This window comes from Anaerolactibacter massiliensis (assembly GCF_900290205.1).
In the GTDB taxonomy this organism is placed as follows: Bacteria; Bacillota_I; Bacilli_A; order Erysipelotrichales; family Erysipelotrichaceae; genus Bulleidia; species Bulleidia intestinalis.
In genome coordinates, this window is record NZ_OLMH01000002.1 from 1,234,716 (window position 1) to 1,256,234 (window position 21,519).

14 protein-coding genes and 1 pseudogene are annotated in these 21,519 nt (G+C 48.4%); all 15 read right to left on the bottom strand.

Annotated features, from left to right (window positions below; all coding sequences use genetic code 11):
- Window positions 1–101: 101 nt before the first annotated feature.
- Complete coding sequence (locus C7E00_RS09400; protein WP_167836547.1) at window positions 102–3,527, bottom strand: EAL domain-containing protein; 3,426 nt, start codon at window positions 3,525–3,527, stop codon at window positions 102–104.
- Between the two features lie 235 nt (window positions 3,528–3,762).
- Window positions 3,763–4,971, bottom strand: a complete 1,209-nt coding sequence (locus C7E00_RS09405) for a GGDEF domain-containing protein (RefSeq protein ID WP_105304051.1) — start codon at window positions 4,969–4,971, stop codon at window positions 3,763–3,765.
- Window positions 4,972–5,126: 155 nt separating this feature from the next.
- A complete protein-coding gene (locus C7E00_RS09410) occupies window positions 5,127–6,521 on the bottom strand; it encodes a sensor domain-containing diguanylate cyclase (protein WP_105304052.1) in 1,395 nt (464 codons plus the stop codon).
- A 438-nt stretch (window positions 6,522–6,959) separates the two neighbouring features.
- Window positions 6,960–7,799, bottom strand: a complete 840-nt coding sequence (locus C7E00_RS09420) for a GGDEF domain-containing protein (protein ID WP_105304054.1) — start codon at window positions 7,797–7,799, stop codon at window positions 6,960–6,962.
- A gap of 86 nt (window positions 7,800–7,885) precedes the next feature.
- Window positions 7,886–8,920, bottom strand: a complete 1,035-nt coding sequence (locus C7E00_RS09425; RefSeq protein ID WP_105304055.1) for a tyrosine-type recombinase/integrase — start codon at window positions 8,918–8,920, stop codon at window positions 7,886–7,888.
- Window positions 8,913–9,899, bottom strand: a complete 987-nt coding sequence (locus C7E00_RS09430) for a tyrosine-type recombinase/integrase (protein ID WP_105303441.1) — start codon at window positions 9,897–9,899, stop codon at window positions 8,913–8,915. The genes C7E00_RS09425 and C7E00_RS09430 overlap by 8 nt, the downstream gene beginning before the upstream one ends.
- The gene (locus C7E00_RS09435; protein ID WP_105304056.1) at window positions 9,892–11,772 is read right to left on the bottom strand and encodes a tyrosine-type recombinase/integrase; all 1,881 of its coding nucleotides are present in this window, start codon (window positions 11,770–11,772) and stop codon (window positions 9,892–9,894) included. Before C7E00_RS09435 ends, C7E00_RS09430 begins: the two co-directional genes overlap by 8 nt.
- 138 nt (window positions 11,773–11,910) lie before the next feature.
- Window positions 11,911–12,201, bottom strand: a complete 291-nt coding sequence (locus tag C7E00_RS09440; protein WP_105304057.1) for a hypothetical protein — start codon at window positions 12,199–12,201, stop codon at window positions 11,911–11,913.
- A gap of 4 nt (window positions 12,202–12,205) precedes the next feature.
- On the bottom strand, window positions 12,206–13,822 hold the full coding sequence (locus C7E00_RS09445; protein WP_167836548.1) for an EAL domain-containing protein: 1,617 nt from the start codon (window positions 13,820–13,822) through the stop codon (window positions 12,206–12,208).
- Window positions 13,823–13,877: 55 nt separating this feature from the next.
- Window positions 13,878–18,548, bottom strand: a complete 4,671-nt coding sequence (locus C7E00_RS09450) for an EAL domain-containing protein (protein ID WP_105304059.1) — start codon at window positions 18,546–18,548, stop codon at window positions 13,878–13,880.
- A 199-nt stretch (window positions 18,549–18,747) separates the two neighbouring features.
- The gene (locus tag C7E00_RS09455; RefSeq protein WP_105304060.1) at window positions 18,748–19,113 is read right to left on the bottom strand and encodes a hypothetical protein; all 366 of its coding nucleotides are present in this window, start codon (window positions 19,111–19,113) and stop codon (window positions 18,748–18,750) included.
- 61 nt (window positions 19,114–19,174) lie between these two features.
- Window positions 19,175–19,741, bottom strand: a complete 567-nt coding sequence (locus tag C7E00_RS09460) for a type IV pilin protein (protein WP_105304061.1) — start codon at window positions 19,739–19,741, stop codon at window positions 19,175–19,177.
- A gap of 127 nt (window positions 19,742–19,868) precedes the next feature.
- A complete protein-coding gene (locus C7E00_RS09465; protein ID WP_105304062.1) occupies window positions 19,869–20,321 on the bottom strand; it encodes a type IV pilin protein in 453 nt (150 codons plus the stop codon).
- 20 nt (window positions 20,322–20,341) lie between these two features.
- Window positions 20,342–20,788: pseudogene (locus C7E00_RS09470) on the bottom strand (type IV pilin protein); the annotation flags it as partial.
- Window positions 20,789–20,829: 41 nt separating this feature from the next.
- Window positions 20,830–21,351 carry a prepilin-type N-terminal cleavage/methylation domain-containing protein gene (locus C7E00_RS09475; RefSeq protein WP_105304063.1) on the bottom strand — a complete coding sequence of 174 codons (522 nt, stop codon included), beginning with the start codon at window positions 21,349–21,351 and terminating at the stop codon, window positions 20,830–20,832.
- Window positions 21,352–21,519: the final 168 nt, after the last annotated feature.

Consider the following 21,519-nt stretch of genomic DNA (forward strand, 5'->3'; position numbering starts at 1 on the left):
TCATTGTACATCAGAAAAGAATGATAGATCCGCCAGCAGCTTCTCTGCAGAGATCGCCTTTCTGATTTCAGGATGCATTGCGCCTATCACAGTCTGGTTCTTCAGAATTCTTCGCTGTCTCTGCTGTTGACTATGACCTCGGACATTCCGCGCGCATAGGAGCTTTGATCTCTGCTGAACTCATCTGTGAAGGTTGCCATGATCTTCACGCTGCAGCTGCCGCTCCACTGGCCTGCCTTCCGTATGGATTCGATGGCAGGCCGGATATTTCCGGCAATGGTCCGGACTTCTTCTTTCTCTCTGTACTTCATCAGCAGGCAGAACTGACTGCCGTGAATTCTTGCGATCACGCTGTTTGTTCCGCCGCATTTCCGCAGAATGATGCCGATTTCTCTCAGCAGACATTCCCCTGAGCTTTCTCCGTAGATCCGGACGATTTCCGCATATTCCGGAACAGATACCTCAATGATGGCAAAGTCTGTTCCGGCCTGCCAGCGCTCGTTGAGATAGGAGTTAATGCTGTCCGAAGCGCCGCGTGCATTGGCAAGCCCGGTAACAGGATCGATGGCAGATAGCTTCTGATCTTCCCCGAAAAAGCGCTGCGTTTCTCCGGCATCAACCACGGTACCGAGAATCCCGATGATCTTCCCATCACGGTAGAGCGGAATCTTGCTGACAATAATATCCCGGTTCATGCCGTTTACGATGCAGTGGCCTCTTCTGAGATAAATCTTCCTCCCGCTCCTGAGAATCTCTTCTTCGTCCTCTCTGAACGGTGCCGGATCGATATGCCACCCCATGTCTTCATCCGTTTTTCCGATGAGTTCCTTTTCCGAGCTGAGCCGATAGTATCTTAAGAAGCTTTCGCTTGCACCTTTGAATCTGCGGCTGCGATCCTTCCAGAAATACATGCGCTCTGCATTCAGAATCAGGTTCTTCCACAGAACTCCCTCGGTGATTCCCTCCTGATCCTGACGATAGCTGATATCGCTCAGCGAAGAGATCACCTTGACAATCTTTTCCTCATCCAGTTCAGTTCTGATCGTCACATAGAGTGCCTTGCGGAAATCAGACCTCTGCATCGGCACGATGAGATGAAGGAACCAGCGGTATTCTCCCGAAGCAGTCAGACTGCGGAAGATTCCCTTGAGATCATGATCCCGGTTCTGCTGCAGACGGGATTTCATGGTTGTGACATCAATGAATTCTGCAAACCTTTCCCGATCCGGAAGGTAGCAGTACTTCTCCTTCCACTCTCCGATCACCGAAGCGACATCCTTCTTTTCTTCTCCCACTCCCATCGGCTGATCCGAGAGAGAAGACTTGATGCCCTCCACGGTATCATGTTCCAGATCAAAGATTGCAATATCATTGCACATATAATACAGGTCGCTCATTGCCTCTGCGGTCACCTGCTGAAAATTCCGGACATTCACTTCCACATACTGAATATGGACCGTATAGATGAAGTGATGATCCTGGACTGCTGCAACAGAGCCCGTCAGCTGCATGTAGTGGTCCCCGGAAGGATAGGCGGTCGTCTGCGGCCCTTTCAGCTTTCTGAGCTGCTGATCCGCATACAGTCTGTGAAAATTGTGGATCGGATCGCCAGGGGTATTCAGCTTCTTCTCCCAGTCTTTCAGATCTCTTACATTGTCCTTGGCAAGGACTTCCCGATAGGCATCATTGACAAAGAGAAGCTTCATTCTGACCCCATCATCCTCCAGAACACAGAGCGGCTTATCGGTGAGATAGTCAATGCGGCTGAGCTTCGTCAGGTAGGATCGCCACATGGCCAGTTCCAGGCTCAATCCCTGCTTCTTCAGACATGAAACGATCTCTTCTTTCGGCATAGGCTTCGCAAAATAGAATCCCTGGATCTTTTCGCACCCGATCTGTTTCAGGAACAGAAACTGCTCATCGGTTTCCACTCCTTCTGCCAGGGTAGAAATTTCCAGTTTCTTCGCCATTCTCACAATCGCCGTAATGATCTCTCTGGACTTTTCATCAAAGTCTCTGAGAAATGACATGTCGAGCTTCAGCTGATCAAAGGAATACTTCTTCAGTACCCCAAGCGAAGAATATCCCGATCCGAAATCATCCATCCAGACTTTATAGCCCATCTGATGAAACTGGCGGATGAACTGATCCACTTTATCGATATTTCTGATAAAGAAGCTTTCTGTAATCTCCAGATTCGTGAATTCTCTCGGTACGCCATACTTCTTTGAAATCCGTTCAATCGCATCCGGAAGATCATCATGCAGAAAATCCTTTCTCGACAGATTCACGGATACCGGGACCGGACTTCCGCCATCTTTCAGAATCTGCAGGTAGTCTCTGCACACCTGCTCGAACATGAAAAGATCGAGCTGGAAGATCTGCCCCGTTTCCTCCAGGATCGGAATGAAACGACCCGGAGAAATCATGCCGTACTGCGGATCGATCCATCTCACCAGCGCCTCGCAGCTGCATACCGTTTTCGTCATGGTGCGGACGATGGGCTGATAATAGACATGGATCCATCCGCTCTCCAGAGCCTTTTCAAAGTTCCGGATGATATGAAACTTCAGAGAGTTGTCTTCCTGAATCGTGCGGTTGAACCAGGCAATTGCAGACCAAGCGGTCTGAGAGATGGATTCGCAGGCGAGTCTTGCGCAGTCACATGCATCGGTCAGTCTTACTGCCTTGTCGTCATATCTGAAGATGCCGGCTCTTACCGCAAGATTGTTTCCGTCGCCAGACTGACTCATCTCGGAAAACAATGTATTCAGCTTTTCTTCAATCTGATCGCTCTCCGCATATACGACAAAGTGATCGCTTTCAAAACGAGAAGCACTTTCTTTGCCGAAATGCGTTCCGATCAGCTCAGACAGGATGCGGATCTGCCGGTCTCCCCCCTTGAGTCCGTATCTGCTGTTATATTCTTTCAGTCCGGACAGATCAAAATAGATGACCGCAGGGATCTGACCATCCGCACGGATCTTCTCGATGCCGCCCATCGCATTGTCAAGAAAATGAGTCATGTTCTGCAGCCCCGTCAGGTCGTCATAATACTTTGCAAATTCAGTGCCTGCCGATGGCGAATACTTTCCCGACAGCGTCGTAAGCACTGCCTTGACTACCTGATCCCTGCCTGCTTCTGCGCTCTCATCCGTATACGTGATGAACGCAAGCCTTGCCCCATCTACCGTAATATATTTTCCGGTTCCATGAACCACGTGATATTCTGTCTGGTCTTCCCGCTTATTGCGGAACACTATATCGTAATCATGATCCTTCTGCGTCGCAAAGCGGTAGGAATACTGTTCCATCCTGGAAATGTCATCGGGATGCACATTCCGGTACAGATCCCTGCCAAGACCGAAAATGGCCTCTTCGCTGCTGCGGTAGCCGAAAAACTCCAGATAAGCCCTGGAAACCAGAAGCGGCTTGATCTGCTCTTCCACATACTGGTACACAGCAATCGGGATCGGAATACTCTCCAGAAAAGCCCTTGTATCAGCTGAAAACTCATAAATTTTCATATACTCTGCCCCCTTGCGACGATCAGCACGATGAGGATTCCAGCCCGTCATTGGCAATTTCTTCTCACTCGCTGCCCCCTTTAGAAACCAGGAGCAGTGCATCCTGCTCTGATGAGAAACAGCGGGAAAAACAGAAGATTCCTGACCCCCCCGCAGATTTGACACGTTTTTTCAGACAATTGGAAGCGCCTCCCTCGACTGAACAGGATCTCCATTCCCCAGTGAGCCTTGCAGATCATTTCTCTTCCGCAGTCCGGATCTGATTTCTTCCGTTCTTCTTCGCCTCATACAGGGCGTCATCTGCACATTTATACACAGACCTGGAACTCTGCCTGGCTTTGATCCGCACACAGCCAATGGAACATGTAATAGGGCTTCCATCCGGAAGAATGACGGTGCGGATCTCATTCTCTACCTGCTTTACCCGTTCCATCGGATCCGGTCCGCCGATCAGCATAGCAAACTCATCTCCGCCGATCCGTCCGACGGCTGCTGCTGCTTTTTCAAAAGGATCAGTTCCCCAGCTGGGGTAATCCCGATAGGAAGCATCCGGATTTTCGATGTGAGCCTGCTTTCCTTCCGGAAATAATCCCCCGATCAGATCCGTGCAGGAATTCGGGGCGGTATGAAGCAGGGACCACAGCACATTTGCAGTAACTGCCCGAATGCAGTAATCTCCCTCCAGGTGACCGAACCGATCATTGATTTCCTTGAAACGATCGATATCGATCACAGCAAAGACAAGATCCTCAGCATGCCCGCTTGTCAGAATCCGATCGGTCTCCGCAAAGAAATACTGATGATTCAGGAATCCAGTCAGACTGTCAATATGCGCCATAAAATGGTAATGATTGCTGATCAGATAGTGATGAATTCTTTCTTTATGAAAAAAATAAGCAATGAACCCGGAAACCAGAAAAAACGAGAATGCATTGAGCGCATCACCGGCAGCGATTTCCGGAGCTTTGACGGCATAGGAGCTGACATCAAAGATCAGCATATAACCTAATTCAACAAGCATCAGCTGGCCAAGCGAATAATTGAGTAACAAGGCGACAAGAGTCTGCATGACCAGAAAGGAAGTAGCAACCTGAGATGGATCCGCAATGGAGGCAATGATGCCGAAGAACATCAGACCCGCACAGGCAGAGCCGATATCGATGCAGGCAGTGTGGGCATTTCCCGGATCTCGATGGTGCGGCATCAGAAACAGAATCTCCACAAGCACCGTATAGCCAAAAGCAGCCCCATAATAAGGAGCAAATCCCTGATTGATCACCCCCAGAAGGGACAGGACCGCATAAATCCCCATCATGACCATCAGAATGTGGTTGAGAATCCGGGCAGACTTCCAGTTCTCCTCCCCGATCAGTTCTCGGCAGGAATCATACTCTTCTGTTTCAAACCCATAGCAATTCAGTCTTTTGAGTTGTTTTCCGTTCATAGGTCCTCAGCATCCATGAACTGCTGGCAAGCTCAGTGTATCACGAATGCCCCGCATCGGGCTCTGAATAATTGACCACTAGTACAGGAAAAAGCATCTTCTCTGCTCTTTTCATGGATCATCGTCATATTCTCAGAACAATTAAAGAGGCCCCTTTATGCAGCTGATCGTTTCTGAAGCCCGTTCTTTCTTCGATCGAGTCCGCATTTCTCATAAAAGCATCTCTTCTCTTCGTACATCTGCTGGTCTGCAATCCGCAGCGCTTCTTCGATTCTGCTGCTGTCAGAACACCAGTATGCACCGGAAGAAAACAGATAGGAATTCAGATCATTCAGCTTTGAAGAAAGATCCTCGTACTTAGCGTTGAATTCTTTCTCTGAGATCTCTGGCATCATTACCACAAACTCATCGCCGCCAGCCCGATATACATGTTCTCTTCCGAATTCCGCTATCAGCATCCGGGCAGAATCACGCAGGGCAGTATCGCCAGCTTCATGCCCCTCTGAATCGTTGATCGCCTTCAGATTGTTCACATCTGCATAGACCAGGCCAGCCGGAACAGTCTGCCTGGCAAGCTGATCTATTTTCTCGATCATCGCGTTGCGATTCAACACATCGGTCAGAGTATCCACTCTGCTCAGGCGATTGAGATCTTCCATCAGCCGGTGATTGACGATTCTGGCACCGATGAAGTAGGAAATGGAATTCAGGACCGCCTGCGTGTTGATAAGATCATTCAGCTCATAGTTATCGGCGCCAAGATACCCGATCAGCTTTCCGCGATTATAAAATGGTGCAGCAGCCAGCCGGTGAATTCCCTGCCGCTTCAGATTTTCATAGTCAACCCGATCGTGTTCTCTGAGTTCCTCAATATCAGCTATGAGCACAGATGAACTCTTTTTCAGATACTTCTCCCATCCGCCGAGATAGTCATCATAATCCAGATTCTGAAGGGTATGAATCTCCGGGGTCACTCCCTCTGCACACCATTCAAAGGTATTGCTTACGGTCTTCCCATCTGTCTCAAGAACATACAGGCGATCCGGATGAATAAAGGAGCTGAGCTCTTTCAAGGCATGATTCATGCATGTTTCAAAATCTTCGCCGTTGTTCAGAAGCTTTGAAATTCTAAGAATGATATTGAGGGTATTGCTTTCGCGCCGGTTTTTCAGAATCGATTCATCGACATTGGTAAAGATGAATGAAACCGTCTCCGAAAGAGAAGCAGGACCTACCGTGAAATCAAGCCAGTGCTTCGTTTCTTCCGAATAGATACATTTATGCACCGGCTTCCGCTCTGCCAATGCCTGCTGGCAATAAGGAAACCATAGCCCGCCAGAAGGATAAAGCTCCAGGAAATCATGATCAATCAATTCTTCTTTCTGATATCCTGCCATCCGGCAATACGCATCATTTACAAAAACATACCGGGTATTCACCACCCGGCTATGCGAACCATCAAAGATCAGCCTGAATACTGCAAAAGGCACTGGGATATCTGAAAACAGATCAAACGGCTGGTCATGATTCTGAATCTTTTCTGCTGTCATAGTATTCCGGATACGAAGTATCCTTCAAAGCTCCTTTCGTTAAGATGAGAATATCTGCAGATCAGCTCTGCCCTACCCAAGATAACTCCTAGCTGAAGAGAAGACTCCTGCCCTGCTGAAACCACATTCCGGCTTATGCAGAAACTGCTCGATAAAAAATCCGGATATTCCTGAGATTCTTTGCACATTGCGGTATTGCTTCCTCTGATCCTGCTTCTTCTTTCCGCATGGACCAGAGCCTCAGTTCTGTCATTTCAGTCTTTCGGGTACTTTCAGTTTATCATCATTGCTGAAAAACAGAACCGGGAAAATGAACTCATGCACAGGAATCCGGAACCCGATGCAGAAAACGAAGCTGCAGGAAAAGAAAATCCTCAGGAATTGTCAGATTCATGCGCATTCATGATCCTGTCAGGTTCCTCATAGTTCCGGAATCAATCATGAAATCTGCTTGCCAGCATTCTCTTTCTCACGCTTATTCTGATACATGATTTCATCCGCGCGCTGATAGAGATCCTCATTCGTCTCTCCGGGATGGCGAATGGCAAGTCCGTATGCAAAATCCATCGGATAATTCCCGAACTCCGGGTCACAGACCTGAAGCTTGGACAAGGCCTCCAGAACCTTCTGTACCTGATCCGGATCACAGCAGGAGGTAAAGCAGAATTCATCTCCGCCCACACGGTAAAGCTTCCCATACGGGCTTAAGCGTTTCAGAGCGGTCTGGGCAAATGCCCGCAGATACCGGTCGCCTGAACGGTGTCCCTCTGCATCATTGAAGTGTTTCAGATGATTCAGATCAAAGGAGACAACCACGGGAACCTGCTTTCTCTTCAGACGGTAATAGGAAACCGTAAACGCATTCCTGTTCGGCAGACCAGTCACCTGGTCTGTCTTTGCGAACAGTCTTACGAGCGCCACATAGAGCAGCAGAAACGAGATGGAATAGCATTCCCATATGGAGATCACGTCGCCATTGAAATAGAGACCAGCCGTGCCGAGAGAAGCAATCACCAGATTGAACACAATCAGAACTGCATTCTCCAGATCCAGTTTTTCTATGGTCACGAAATCATGGATGAGAATACAGCCAAACAGAAAAAGCGACCCAAGGTATCCCAGGGCTGCATGCGGAGCATTCACAACATCCCCATATTGGTCCAGAGAAAAGAAAACCGGAACCCTCATATTCACGATGCCCAGGACAAACAGGACGAGATCCGCTGCCAGCATGATGCGATCAGCCAGATCCCAGTCTGCCCGATGATACCTCAGCATTATGCCCAGCTTCTATTTATCATTAGTTTCCTTGCAGAAGCCCAGTTTTACTGATTTTTATAAGAAAAATGTAGGCATAATCTTTCTTAGCGCAGTCCGAAATTCCTGGCAATTACCTCTTCATCTTTCAAGTCCCAGATTGGCTCCTGCTCCATTTCGTAACCACAGAAGCTATGATCCATTGCCTTCTTCATCATCTCTACAGAGGGCTTTGCGTAGATTTTCGTGGTTTCTAAGGCTGAATGGCCAAGCAATCGTGAAATCAATTCAAGATCGACACCGTTTTGATACAGTTCTGTTGCACGGGTTCTGCGAAACATATGAGGATGGACTCTTTGAGGAAGATCAGGATGCTCCGGTCTGATCTTCTCTGCATACTTTTTGATGAATCGCTGTACATTCTGAGGAGACATCCGGTTGACTCTCCGGTGAATGACAGTATAGAACAGCAGGTCTGTAGGTGGTGAACCCTCATTATGGTAATGCTGGTAATACCGATTTAGGTGATTAACCGTCTTATCTGTAATAGGAACAATGCGTTCTTTATCTCCCTTGCCGTGAATCCGGATATATGGATCTTTTCGGGATAGGTTCACATCGCTTTTTCTCAGATCGAGAAGTTCACTCAGACGAATTGCGCTGTCATACAGAATTACCATGATCGTGGTATCCCGGATCAGAATTTTCCTGGAATTCCCTGGAGCAGCGAGTAAAGCGGCCATGCATTCGCTGCTGATCACGTCGCGGACGACTTCACTTTCCCGAAGAAACGGGAGATGCGATACTGCCAGCGCAACAGGCAGGACCTTGACGTCACAGTCTGAGGCATACCATAGATATGCATGCAATGCTGACAGCCTATGGTTGCAGGTTGTTTTGGCATAGCCGCGGTTCTGCAGATATTCCATGTAGTCCAGAACAAGCTCGTTAGTACAGTCGCTGAATGTAAAAGTAAGCATAGATTTCTTTTTCTCATTAGTGATAAAGCGCCGGAAAGAAGTGAGACCGTCGCGATAGGATTCAATCGTATTTTCACTTCGCCTTAGCTGCTGTGCCTCATACTTATCCAGGAAGTCACGCGTTTTCGAGAAGAATAGTGTACTGAAATCTTTCTTATTCATCAGTAATTACCTCCGGAATTACAGCAGAAGAAACCTTGTCCTTGCTACGGATTATCTTGATTGAGTCTTCAACAGCGTGATAGTAATAGTGCGTGTTTAGAACGCCGGCATGTCCCAGGTAATTGCTGAGAAATGGCATCATTGCATTTAAATCGACGCCCTGTTCCATCCACAGATTCATGCGCTTAGTCACGAAATAATGCCGAAAACTATGAACGGTAGGCTTTTTATCGCAGAGCTTGGAAGCTGCAGTCTGAGTCCAGATCTCATTGAACTTGCGGCATACTGAATGTTTTATGATGTGTTTGCTGGTATCTTTACTAGGATAGAACCAATCCGACTGAATCCCTTGTTCTGATGTCATCCAGAGCCAGTAGGATTGACAGAGCTCGGTCAGGTCATCCGCCATGTAGACAAGACGGTCTTTGTCTCCCTTTGAATGAATGATCGTGATAATTCCTTTTTCAAGATCTATGTTGCTGCGGCGCAATTCACATGCTTCGGAATTGCGAAGACCACAGCAGCAGATCATCCTGAACATGACGCGATACTCAGAATACATGCGGATGTGATCAGGATCATTATTTCTGCATCTTCCACCATCAAGAACACTGAAGAATTCCTGAATATCGCTGTCACTCATCAGGTATTGCATTACCTTAGGAAGATGGCAGATGTGATGAGGGATATAACATTCCGTTTCAAGGATGTTCATATAGATCGAAAAGGCCCGGAATATTGTCTCGCGTTTGTGCCTGCCGGATTTGCCTTCAGCAGAAGATGCTCCTTTTTCAATCCATGCTTCAAAGAGCTGCCTCGTGATGACTGGCTCGCTGATGTGATGTTCAACACAGAATCCATCGAAGCGTTTCAGGTAATAATCACAATCGTCATATGAATAGCCCTGTGCTCTTTTCTGTGTAATAAATTCATTGATATACGGCGCAAAGACACTGGCGCATTGATAGTGCTTATCCATAAAATGCACCTTCTTTTGGCCAGAAAATTCCAAGCTGGTTCAGCGAAATGGCACATTGTCTGGTACGCTGCTCATCGAGGTGCAGGTATTTGAATACAGTATCTTCTGAACGATGTCCCAGAGAATCTGAAATAACTGCAGCTTTTGTTTGGCCTCTCAGAAGAGCAGTCGCAAATGTCCTTCGTGTGATATGAAAACCTTTGTTTTCACCAATGAATCGTTCCAGTGCTTTCTGACAAACGCAGCGGCCGACCTTATCGTAAGGACTTCTGAAAGGAATAAAGAGATTCTCACTGCTGCTTTGTGGTCTTATCTGCAGATATCTGTAGATTGCATTGCCTACATGTACCGGCATGGGGAGCACTGCAGAGACTCCAGTCTTCATCTGAGTAAAACTGATTTGCTGTTTTTTCCAATCGATATCTGCTATCTTCAGCGACACGATGTCCGAAGACCGTATACCCATTCCAAGTCCAAGACATGAAATCGCATAATCCCGGCGTTCCATAGGAGTGAAGGCTTCCTGATCGACTTTCCAGAAATTCTCAACTGCTTCTTCTGGGAGAGTATCAATAATTCTGGTTTTCGGGGCATGAATGGAAGAAATCGCAGTATGCAGCCACTGGTTGCTGATGATGCCTTTATCTTCGAGATAGCAGATGAAGTTTCTGATTCGGCTGTTATAAGCAGCTTTCCCTTCTGCGGTTTCATGTTTATCCTGTGCATTGAAGCCAATTAGGATCTCTGGCGTAAGCTGATCAAACCCGGTTATTCCAACTTTATCGAAATATAGACAAAATCTGCTGATTGAACTCCGATACATCTCAATGGTAGATTGGGCACGGTTTTCTCTCTGTAGAACGGCTAGAAAGTCTTCCCATTCGACTCTGCACCATGCAGGTATGGTATCAATCATCTTTACTGGCTTAGGTGAAGTAGTCTGGCACGGAATGATCTCGCCGGTATCCGCAAAATGAAGAAATTGATACAATGCACGCCGCATTGATTTCCAGGATTTTCCAGACAATGGTTTTGCGTGTTCAAACCAGAGTTCCGCAATTTCTTTAGTGAGGGCAAGATCGTTTTTCTCTAGAAAAATCAACAGCAGAACTACGCTGCGATAATAATAATTGTATACAGATTTTGAGTACCGATTCTTCTTGAGCGCACTTTGAAAAGAAGAGGCAGTTTCCCAGAGAGAATGGTCAGCAGGGCGCATGGAATCCGCTGGAATGAAATATGTGTCCAATACAATCTGATTACCCGTGAGAATAGTCATTGCTTCTGCGTGCCCGTGCAGGCATTTACCGCGCTCAGCGAAGAAATCCAGCATCATACGTGCGGCACTTTCCTTTGACGCACGTGTGCACCTGGATTTGGAATTATTCTGACTCTGGTATAGGAGAATTAAATCAAATGTAACCTGGCGGATAGTCGTCACACCATGATTCTGCAGGAAAAGAATAAAATCCGAACATTTTCCCTGAAGAGATTTTACGTATGACGCACGTTTTCCTTCAGAAAGACAATGCGAAACAAACTCGTCTACTTCCTGTTTCAATACAGAAGTAAGCTGATCATACGGGCAGATCTGGAAACCGACATGCTGATCACGGATGCTGCCAGTTTCATAGACATCTATCAGCTGAACAAGGGCATGCTTAAGCTGCCGCTGTTTTGATGGTATTAATTCCCCGCTGTGTTCTTCAAAGCAAGCATTCAGTGCCTCTGGTGTGCATGAGGCACCAGAGGATATCAGCCATTCCTTAATCCTCTTATAGCTGTTCTGATGCTCATAGATTGCAGTGCTGCCATAGTGATTCGATGTAAGGAACTGCATCACTGTGTTTACGCACTCGTCGTACTTCTTCATAATGGTGTACCTCCTTCTATTGGTACTTTCATTATGCAGAACTGTATTATGTTATCCACATCATTGGAGCTACAGCGCAGCCATCTATGCGGAAATTAATAAATCATGGGCATAAGAAAAAGCTGGGCATAAGGAAAATTATGTTAATGTAGGTATAAGGTACAGAAAGAAGAATGAGATCGGAACGCAGAGAAACTCGAGGCTGGCAATCGCCGTCAGCGTCTGGATAGAAAGCCCGAAGTCATAAGTGATCTCGAAGGCATACTCCCAGATATGATCCAGAACCACGGTCGCAATCAGCGTGATCCCGATGTTCCGGAACAGGGCCACCGCCCGATGCTCCAGCATCGGGTCCAGATACATTCTTGTCCAGACATACAGGACGATGGCGACCGAGATCAGATCAGAAAAGATCAGAGGATAGCTCATGCTTTCAATCTCCTTTTCTCCGGGAACCCATATCTTTTCCTAGTTCTTTCTTCAGGAATTCTTCATCCGCAGAGGGCTCTGCATTCTTGATGCAGGAAAGAACCTTCCGCTCTTCCGAACCCGGAACAAGCAGCAGATTGAATTCCTTCCAGACATACTGACCCTTGCCTGGACGCAAGACGCGGAAATAATCGCGCAGAATCCCATCCGGAGTCTTACGGATCCGTTCAATCATCGTATCCGGGTCCGCATAGGCCTCATAGCGCTTCTGATCCTCTGGGAAAATCATATGCGTGCAGAAACTCTGAAGGCCTCTGCGCAGCGGGTCATGGTCCGCCAGACCGCCTTCGATGCCGAAGTTGTTGATCAGATTATCCGCGGTATCCTGTTCCGGATTCAGAACATGCACATCATCAAACAGCAGCATGATATCGGAAACAGATTTGCTGAGCACTTCCCCGATCTTCTGGGTTCTCTCTTCGGTGACATTGACGATCGACATCAGAAAAATGCATCGGTCTTCCTGCCTGGCGACCTGTTTTCCCTCCAGGCGGACAAAGAAGGAATTGTCCGACACATACAGAACTGCCTGCTCGCCCGTCTGGATCATCTGCTCATAAAACTCCAGCAATCTGTCATGAAGCGGATTATTCCTGACATTCAGGATAAATTCCGAATTTTCGCTGTGAACGCGGCCGATGCTGCGCAGCTGTTCCTGTTCCTGGCGATTCAGATACAGATAGCGGATCTGGTCATCCTTCCTGTCATACTCCATGACTGCCCGCGGCACATCGCTGTCCGTGGCGCAGGCATCTGCACAGTCATAGAACTTCTTCCATTCGATTGCTTCCCAGGAAAGATCCATATGCCGCAGGTATTCCGGCATGTCCTGCTCTGAAAGAGGCTCTGAGTAATAATATCCCTGCATCATGTCGCATCCGATTTCTTTCAGAAAGCGCACCTGCTCCGCTGTCTCCACTCCTTCTGAAAGCGTCCGTATGCCAAGATTCTTTGCCAGATGAACGGAACTCTTCATGATCTCCCTGGAGGTATTGGAAAACGACTTCAGAAACCCCATGTCCAGCTTGATCAGATCCAGCGTATAGTCATTCAGAAAACTCAGCGAAGAATACCCGCTTCCGAAATCATCCATCCAGATTGAAAACCCATCCGAGCGAAGCTCTCTGACAATCGAGGTCATCTTCTCCTTGTCTCTGACAAGCATGCTCTCAGTCAGCTCAAGCGGAATCAGGTCATGCCGGATCTGATACTGATCCAGAACACGCTTCGCATAGGCAGCCATATCGATCTGTTCAAAATCCTGCCGGGACAGATTGACTGAAATCAGTCCGACGGGAAGACCATCATCGATCCGGCTGCGCTGCAGTTCTGCTGCTTTCTTCAGGATGAAGCAATCTACTTTATAGATCAGCCCCGTCTCTTCAAGAACCGGAACAAAGGTACCAGGCATCAGAAGCCCGTATTGCGGATCATTCCAGCGGGCAAGGGCCTCGGCCCCGGAAAAAGAATTCGTGACCGTACGGACAATCGGCTGAAAATAAGGGCAGATCCATCCCTTTGCCAATGCTTCATCCAGATGCGAGATAATGTACTGATCCATCTCATGCATATCCATAACTGAGTAATCCTCTGCCTGTTTTTCTTCTTGATCCTGATTAATCCTCCCGCCTTCTGCGGAAGCTGTGCCCTTTATTCTGATACATTGCAAAATCCGCCTTGGTCAGCAAGGCATCAAAATCCGATACTTTCCCGCGCGTCCAGGCAAATCCGATGGCCATGCTGATGCCATTGAGTTCTGCACTTTCCTGCATATGCTGGATCAGAAGCCGGATGTCGCGCTCCTCCAGATCTTCTGTCACCACGATGAACTCATCTCCGCCAGTCCGGAAGACGCAATCCTCACCGGCACATTCCATCAGAATCCGCGCCGTTTCGCTGATCAGCACGTCTCCGGCATGATGACCTTCTGAATCATTGGTGTTTTTCAGACCATTCAGATCGATTGAGATCACGCCCAGCACGCCCTCGCCCTGCCATGCCTGAATCCGCTGTTCCAGCGCCCTGCGGTTGCCGGCGCCAGTCAGCTGATCAATCATGCTCTGCTTTTCCAGCTCACGGATGTAGTTCCGGTTGCGGACCATCACCGCAATGAAGTCCGTCAGAGTCGAATACATGACACTTCCGCTCCGGAAGCTTTCTTCCGATGGATTCACGACCAGCGTGAAGCCCTCTGCCTGATTCTGAAGCAGCAGCTGTCCGGAGATAAAGCGCTTCACATTATGGATTCTCAAGGAAAAATCAGGATGCTCCTGCTGGAATGCTTCCATATCGCGGACCATGACCAGATGCTCTGAAACAAATCCGGTATACAGCGCCCGCAATTCGGTCCGCGGAATGCTCTGCAGTTCCTCTTTCAGGGGAACCACCCCTGCTGCAGTCCATTCATAGGTTGCACTGACGGAACTGTCATCCTGCTCCTCGAAGATGAGGAATCGCTCCGGATGCAGATCTTCGGCGATGCTCAGCATGGTCTTCTCTATTGCTTTCTCCGGATCCGCTTCCTTGATTCCGCGGGAGATTGCAGCATTTTCACGCACCAGCTGATAATACTGTTCCCGGTCACCAGCCAGCGTATTGAGGTATTCATTCAGATTGAAGGCAAAGGTAATCTTCAGGGTGCGGTTTTCCCAGGTGGTCAGAAACGAACGGATCACCAGATTCTCTCCGGTCTTATGATTCAGATGAGATGCAGCAAACACGCGATCCATCCGCAGCATCAGATTCGGGCAGTCCCTGCATGGCTCCTCAAACCCTTCCAGGGCCCTGTAGCAGAAGCATCCCTTCAGGCTGCTCTCTGGCCCGACTCCTGCATCTTTTCGTGCAGCCTTGTTCAGATACACCAGTTCATAGGTTTTCGGATCACTGATGATGACGCGTTCCGGCAGACTGTCAAGCACTTCCCGTCTGACGGAAATGCGATCCCCGGTATATGGCTTTTCTCCGAATGTTTCCTGTTCTGCACTGTTCATTCTCCGGATCAGAAGCTGAAGCATTTCATCCAGACTCCTGACCTCGGACCCATATGCGACAGCATTGGCCAGCACTGGATTTGCCTGAATGCTGAGCTGTCCCCACAATTGCGGAAGAATTCCCGAGACCGCCGCCACCTTTTCCTCCGCTTTGTTCAGAGAGCTGCGCTGGCTGAAGCACAGAAAGCTGCAGAGACCGATCCTTGCAATCGCCCAGCCCGGAGTAAAGGTGCTCCGCAGCGTTTCCGACAGTTTCATCAGAATCGTTTCTGCATCCTCACTGCGATCCCTCATGACTTCTGAAAAAGCAGGAACATCCATCAGCAATCCGATATAATCCTCTCGTTTCAGCCGGTAGCGGTCCGCAAACAGCAAGCCGGCTTCGATCGCTCCGCGGAAACTCAGAAAACCTGTCTCCTGATCCAGCAATCCCAGGCGGGATTCCTCATCTTCTGCTTCTTCACTGATCCCGTTCAGCATGACCAGCGTTCCCGCAACTTCTTTTTCCCGATACCATGGCCTGCGTTCTGCTCTCACGTTCCGGAATCTTCCGCCTGAGAGCACAAGTTCTTCCTGATTCAGGCGCAGCCCATCCGCATCGAAGCGGCAAGCGATCTCTTTTTCCGTTTTACCGATGAACTCTGAGGGATCCTGTATCCCTTCCTCTTCCTGAAGTTTCCTGCTTGCCCCGAGAATCCGGCCATCTCTGTCTTCCCAGCAGAATGAATACGGTGAACAGTTGCAGAGCATCCGGAAAAGGCTGCTTTCCATAGAGGCTTCCGGGCGGATCGTCCCGTTCTCTGATAATCCGAACGACCTGCAGAACTTTGGCAGCAGGGTATCCCTGTCACGCTTTCTCTCCCAGATATCCTCCCGCTCACAGAGCAGGATATCCTTCGTCGTGCTCTTGTAGATGAGCATGGCATCGAACACTTCCCAGCGATAGGTCCCATCCGCACTTCTGATGCGCAGAAGCTCTGCTGCCGAAGCACCACCGCTGCGCTTCACCTCCGCCTCTACATTCTCAGGGCTGATAAATGCGAGAAAACGCTGCCGATCATCCGGGTAAACCAGTTTTTCCGAGAAATAGCTGAAAAAATCATGAATGGCATGCGGCACCTTTCCGCCATTCAGTTCCAGATGATCAGACCGCAGGATCGAGACTTCCTTTTTCCCGCGCTCGATCAGATAAAACCCTTTATAGAACTGGAAGATATCCCGCAGCGTGCTGTCCAGCGTCTTTGCCTGGTGCATCGCCTCATTGTTGCTGATGTTGTAGAGATGGGCTTCTCCGACCCAGTATCGCTCGTCTCCTGCAACCCAGCGCACGCTGACCCGCATATACTGGCCATGATCGGAATAGATCAGGGTCTCCTGCGTCCTGGAGCTGAATGCTTTTCCCATCAGCTGCTGGAATCTTCCCCGGAACGGATAAGCCGCGTCCGCAAGATTCGCATTGGCTTCCGACATGCCCTGGGTTCCGGTACTCCTCAGTTCCCTCTGGTAGGCATCATTCTCCAGCAGGAGGGAGATATTCGTCCCATCGAAGGAGAACAGCGCCGTCGGAGTATCAGAGATGACATCAACACTTTCCGCAGCATTCATCAGCTGGGCTTCTTCCGGGGTCTCAAGCTGAAGACCCTTGCGCTGCATGAAGGACAATGTATCATCATACCGCATCGGTTTTCCATAGTAGTATCCCTGGATCCGGCCGCATCCGATTTTCTTCAGGAAAGAGACCTGCTCCTTGGTTTCTACTCCTTCTGCCAGGGTCTGGATGCCTAGCATTCTGGCCATCGTCACGACCGAAGTGATGATCTGTCTGCTGCGGACATCAAAATGGCTGAAAAAGCCCATGTCAATCTTGATCACATCAAAGTGATAGCTGTGAAGCAGATTCAATGAGGAGTATTCGCTTCCGAAGTCATCCATCCAAACCTGATAGCCCGCCTGCTGAAACTGCTGAACGGTCTTTGCCATCGTGACCGGATTCCGGAACATCACCCGCTCGGTAATCTCGAAATGAAGCAGCGTTCTGGGAATCTGATACTGCTGAACCATTTTTTCAATGGTATCGAGCGGATTGGCAGCATCAAAATCATATGCCGAAAGATTCAGAGAGACCGGGACGAGCGGCAGACCGTTATCCATGCGATCACGGATCATCCTGCATACCTGTTCCAGAACATAGAGATCCAGGCGGTTGATCAGCTGCGCATCTTCAAGTACCGGAATGAATACATCCGGAAAGATCATCCCATGCTTCGGATCTTCCCAGCGTGCCAGTGCTTCAAAGCCGCTGAGGGTTCCATTCAGGGTCCGGATAACCGGCTGAAAAAACACCTTGATATAATGCTTTTCCAATGCTTCGCCGAAATTGCGCAGCACATAGTTCTTATTGGCAAGGGTTTCCCCCATTGAGGAGCTATAGAACGCGATGCTGCGGTTTCCATCTTTCTTGATGCTGTCACAGGCAATTTTAGCCGAATCAAAGGCATGCCTCAGTGTCTGCAGCGAATCCCTTTCCCCAGGCAGATAGATTCCCGCCTTCAGCTGAATGCCATCGTCATGGATATAGCTGTTGACTTCCCGGCATACAGATTCCAGTTTTGCTTCCAGATCCTGAGATGGCAGCAGCGCCGCAAAATGATCCGCGGTCAGATGGCCGACCAGTGCTCCCGGAAAACACGCAGTGATGGTTTCCGCAATTTTCTTCAGGCAAAGATCTCCCCGCTGCATGCCATACAGCCGGTTGTATTCCTTGAAGCTGGTCAGATCCAGGCTGACGGGGCAGAATGCACGTATTTCTTGAAAAGAGTGCCGGTCTTCTGCCTGCCTGAATGCCTCCTCGAAGAATTCATGCATGCCAAGAACACCCGTTTTATCTTTTCCTTCAAGATCGCTGGTGATCTGTTCTGCCGAAACGATCAGAAGGACGTAGGTCTTTCCGAAAGAGGTTTCTCTCAGCGTGCCTGCCCCGAGTGCCTTGCGGAAATGACCATATCTGGTCCGGTACTGAAACGAAAGCGGGAAATGCTCCGGATGCCCGTCAGAAAGCAAAGAGAGTGGCTTGTAATCCTCTTCCTCCATCAGATTCTGATAGTTCCCGGAGCAGAACTTCAGAAAGGATTCCGCATCCTCGCATTCATAGAGCAACGCAGCTTTCCGGTTTGCAAAGACCACTCGCTCGCTTCCATCCGCAAGAACGAAGCAGATTCCGCCCTCAATCAGATCAAAGTCCTGCTGATACTGTCCCTTCTCGTGAAACTGCTGTTCTGTTATATCTGCTGTATCCACTTGCTTTACTCCTTACTGCTGATTCATTGCCTGCGAAAATCCCATCCGCAATCAGAGAATGCTGTCCCTCCCTCGAAAAGGAATAGGACCGCTGATCGGATCCCTCCGATATCTCCCATGCATTACAAAAAAAGGAGACAGATGCCTGATGGAACATCAGATCATCATGCCTCTAGCATTTCACCGATCATCAGAAGAATCAAGTTCCGGAATGCCAGATCAGTGCATCCTTCAGTTCCCCTTCTGACTTCGACTTGAACTCAAATTCGATATACCAGTAGCGATATGATAAGGATTCCCTGCCATCATCACCGCCCTCATAGCCCTTTGTTACACTGTTTCCAAGCAGGACAAACGGCAGATTCTCTGCCAGTCCGCTCCAGTTATCTGCTTCACGGCTCTTGATCGTGATGGGCATCACCACTGCAGATACATAGCCCGACCCATCGACATAGATTTTATTTTTTCCATCTGTGTAATTTGAGGGGTTCTTTGCTACTGGATAGCCATTATACTCAAGCGCATAGTTCATCGCCTCAGCATATGCGCTCCTGATATTTGCCACGGATACCTCATCTCTCCTCTTCTTATCTTTCTTTATGAATGCTCACCTTCCTCAGCTTTTATTACTGTTCAAACTGCGATTCCGTACCATCAGCGAATGCCTTGAGCACTCGCTTGTATTGCGCTTCCTCTGCTTTCGGAAACGCACAGTAATATCCCTTGATTTCTCCATTCTCCGGATTCAGATGAATGGTCCAGATCCTGGCAACCCGATCGCCGATTTTCTTTCCGTCACTGATCTCGGTATCCACGCTCCAGTGCGAAACATCCGTATCGGTATAAATTCTGCCACTGCTGTCGCAGATCCAGCGGTTGTCACCAGGAGAATAATGAAAATTCAGAATTCCTTTTCCTGCCTCTGTGAAATACGTATACGTCACCGTATCATAATTCTCAAAGCGACCATGCGTATTGCTGTTGGAAGCAGCAGTCCCGTATTTCTCCATTTCTTCCAGGTAGGCTGCCTCTGCGGCAGAGAATGCTGCTCTTCCATTTGCCTGATTCACGGCAAGCCTTGCTTTCCTCAGCTGGGCATGGAAGATCGGAATGGATATTGCAACGAGCACTCCAACGATGGCCACCACAATCAGGAGCTCCGCCAATGTGAAGCCTTTCTTATTCTTTTTCACAGAGCATCACTCCTTTTCTTCTGATACTGTTTTTGTGTCGCACAGTCTGACCGATACTGTCAGTTCTGCTCTTCCCCGATATACTTCTGCGACGATTCATTCAGCTTAAACCGGGAAAATCAGAAAGCTAATCACCGGCGATATATTGCCTTACAACCCCATCAGGATTACCAACAACCAGTCCCCACTTCTTATATACATGCCTGCCCGGAGTCCAGTCCCAATGACCGCCAATCCTTGTTGATGTCGTCCAGGAAGATGGTTCTGACCAGTCATCGCCAACACTTCCGGCAAAATCTTTGTGGTCATAACTGCTTACCGTTCCTATCTGGCCCGTCTCTGTATCATAGGTGTAATATGTCTCCCCTTCCGACCGGTGATCACTCGTAAGGAACTGTATTTCTACAGCAGAATAGGCAGCTCTCGCATTTGCCTGATTTGCCGCAAGCCTTGCCTTCTGCACCAGCTTACTATAAACAGGAATACTGATAGCAACGAGTACTCCGATGATAGCGACCACGATCAATAGCTCTGCCAGTGTGAAGCCTTTCTTATTCAATTTGCTCTCGCTGTGTTTCATAGCAGTGCCTCTTCAAATTTTTACCAGTCGCCTGTTGAATTTTCAAATGCGTAATAAGCGGTCAGTTGTCCGTCAGTAACTCTTATCTGCCAATACTTATAGACATGGGCTCCCAAATTACGATCATGATTCATTAATATTGTTGTTGTCTTCCAAGTCGAAATATCTGTTGATGGTTCATTTTTACTCGATTTGCAAACTTGAGCACCAAAATTCCTGGCTGACCCTCCCTTATATGAGATTATTCCCGTCGTAGTGTCATAAAGATAATAAGTATCTCCATTTCGGCATGGCATTCCCTCGTCCATATACTGAGCAACCCATGCTGCATAAGCAGCTCTTGCATTTGCCTGATTCGTAGCAAGCCTTGCTTTCCTTAGCTGATTATTGAAGATCGGTATAGATATTGCAACAAGTACTCCAATGATGGCGACCACGATCAGGAGCTCTGCAAGGGTGAAGCCTTTATGATTCTGTTTTTCCTCCGTCTGTGATCACCCGTCTTTCATTACCACAAGCATACGATTGCTAGGAAAGTTCCATCTCCCTGCATGGCAACATCCCAATAGCGGTAAACGCGGTCGGTGAGAACGGTATAAGACATTTTCCCAGTAGTATATAGCTTACCACCCATGTTCATCTTCCACTTAGATATATCAGTTTCTCCTTTTCCTCCACCTTGTGAGTAACCAATATTGGCAAAATCCTTATATTCAAATCCGTTCTTATTGTTTGGACTTTTATCACCCCAACCAACATATGTACACTGTCCCGTCTTCGTATCATATCTGAAATACATATGCTGATTGCGGTCAGCTGATGTCGTTTTCTTGACGTCATCCGGTGTTTCAAGGAAACAGGTGATCGCCGCTGACATGGCGGAGCGAGCATTTGCCTGATTCGTAGCAAAACGAGCTTTCTTGAGCTGGGCGGTAAAGATCGGTATGCTGATAGCAACGAGCACAGCTATGATGGCAACCACGATCAGGAGCTCTGCGAGAGTGAAGCCTTTATGCAATTTCTTTTTCAACTGTGGTCACCCCCCATAAATAGTAATGGCTATAAGTTTACTTTACTTCCTCAAGATCAATATCAATGCCTGTATTATCCGGTACTCCCTGTGCTACTACTACCACTGGATTCTCTACCCATCGCTCATCATCCGAATTGGCGCCGGGATATTGGCGTCCTAACAGTA

Coding starts and splice junctions, on each gene's coding strand:
- C7E00_RS09410 (WP_105304052.1), bottom strand. CDS start 6,521: ATGACAGCAGAAAAGATTCAGAATCATGACCAGCCGTTTGATCTGTTT.
- C7E00_RS09465 (WP_105304062.1), bottom strand. CDS start 20,321: ATGAAACACAGCGAGAGCAAATTGAATAAGAAAGGCTTCACACTGGCA.
- C7E00_RS09430 (WP_105303441.1), bottom strand. CDS start 9,899: ATGGATAAGCACTATCAATGCGCCAGTGTCTTTGCGCCGTATATCAAT.
- C7E00_RS09440 (WP_105304057.1), bottom strand. CDS start 12,201: ATGAGCTATCCTCTGATCTTTTCTGATCTGATCTCGGTCGCCATCGTC.
- C7E00_RS09445 (WP_167836548.1), bottom strand. CDS start 13,822: ATGGATCAGTACATTATCTCGCATCTGGATGAAGCATTGGCAAAGGGA.
- C7E00_RS09420 (WP_105304054.1), bottom strand. CDS start 7,799: ATGCTGAGGTATCATCGGGCAGACTGGGATCTGGCTGATCGCATCATG.
- C7E00_RS09435 (WP_105304056.1), bottom strand. CDS start 11,772: ATGAAGAAGTACGACGAGTGCGTAAACACAGTGATGCAGTTCCTTACA.
- C7E00_RS09400 (WP_167836547.1), bottom strand. CDS start 3,527: ATGAAAATTTATGAGTTTTCAGCTGATACAAGGGCTTTTCTGGAGAGT.
- C7E00_RS09405 (WP_105304051.1), bottom strand. CDS start 4,971: ATGAACGGAAAACAACTCAAAAGACTGAATTGCTATGGGTTTGAAACA.
- C7E00_RS09425 (WP_105304055.1), bottom strand. CDS start 8,920: ATGAATAAGAAAGATTTCAGTACACTATTCTTCTCGAAAACGCGTGAC.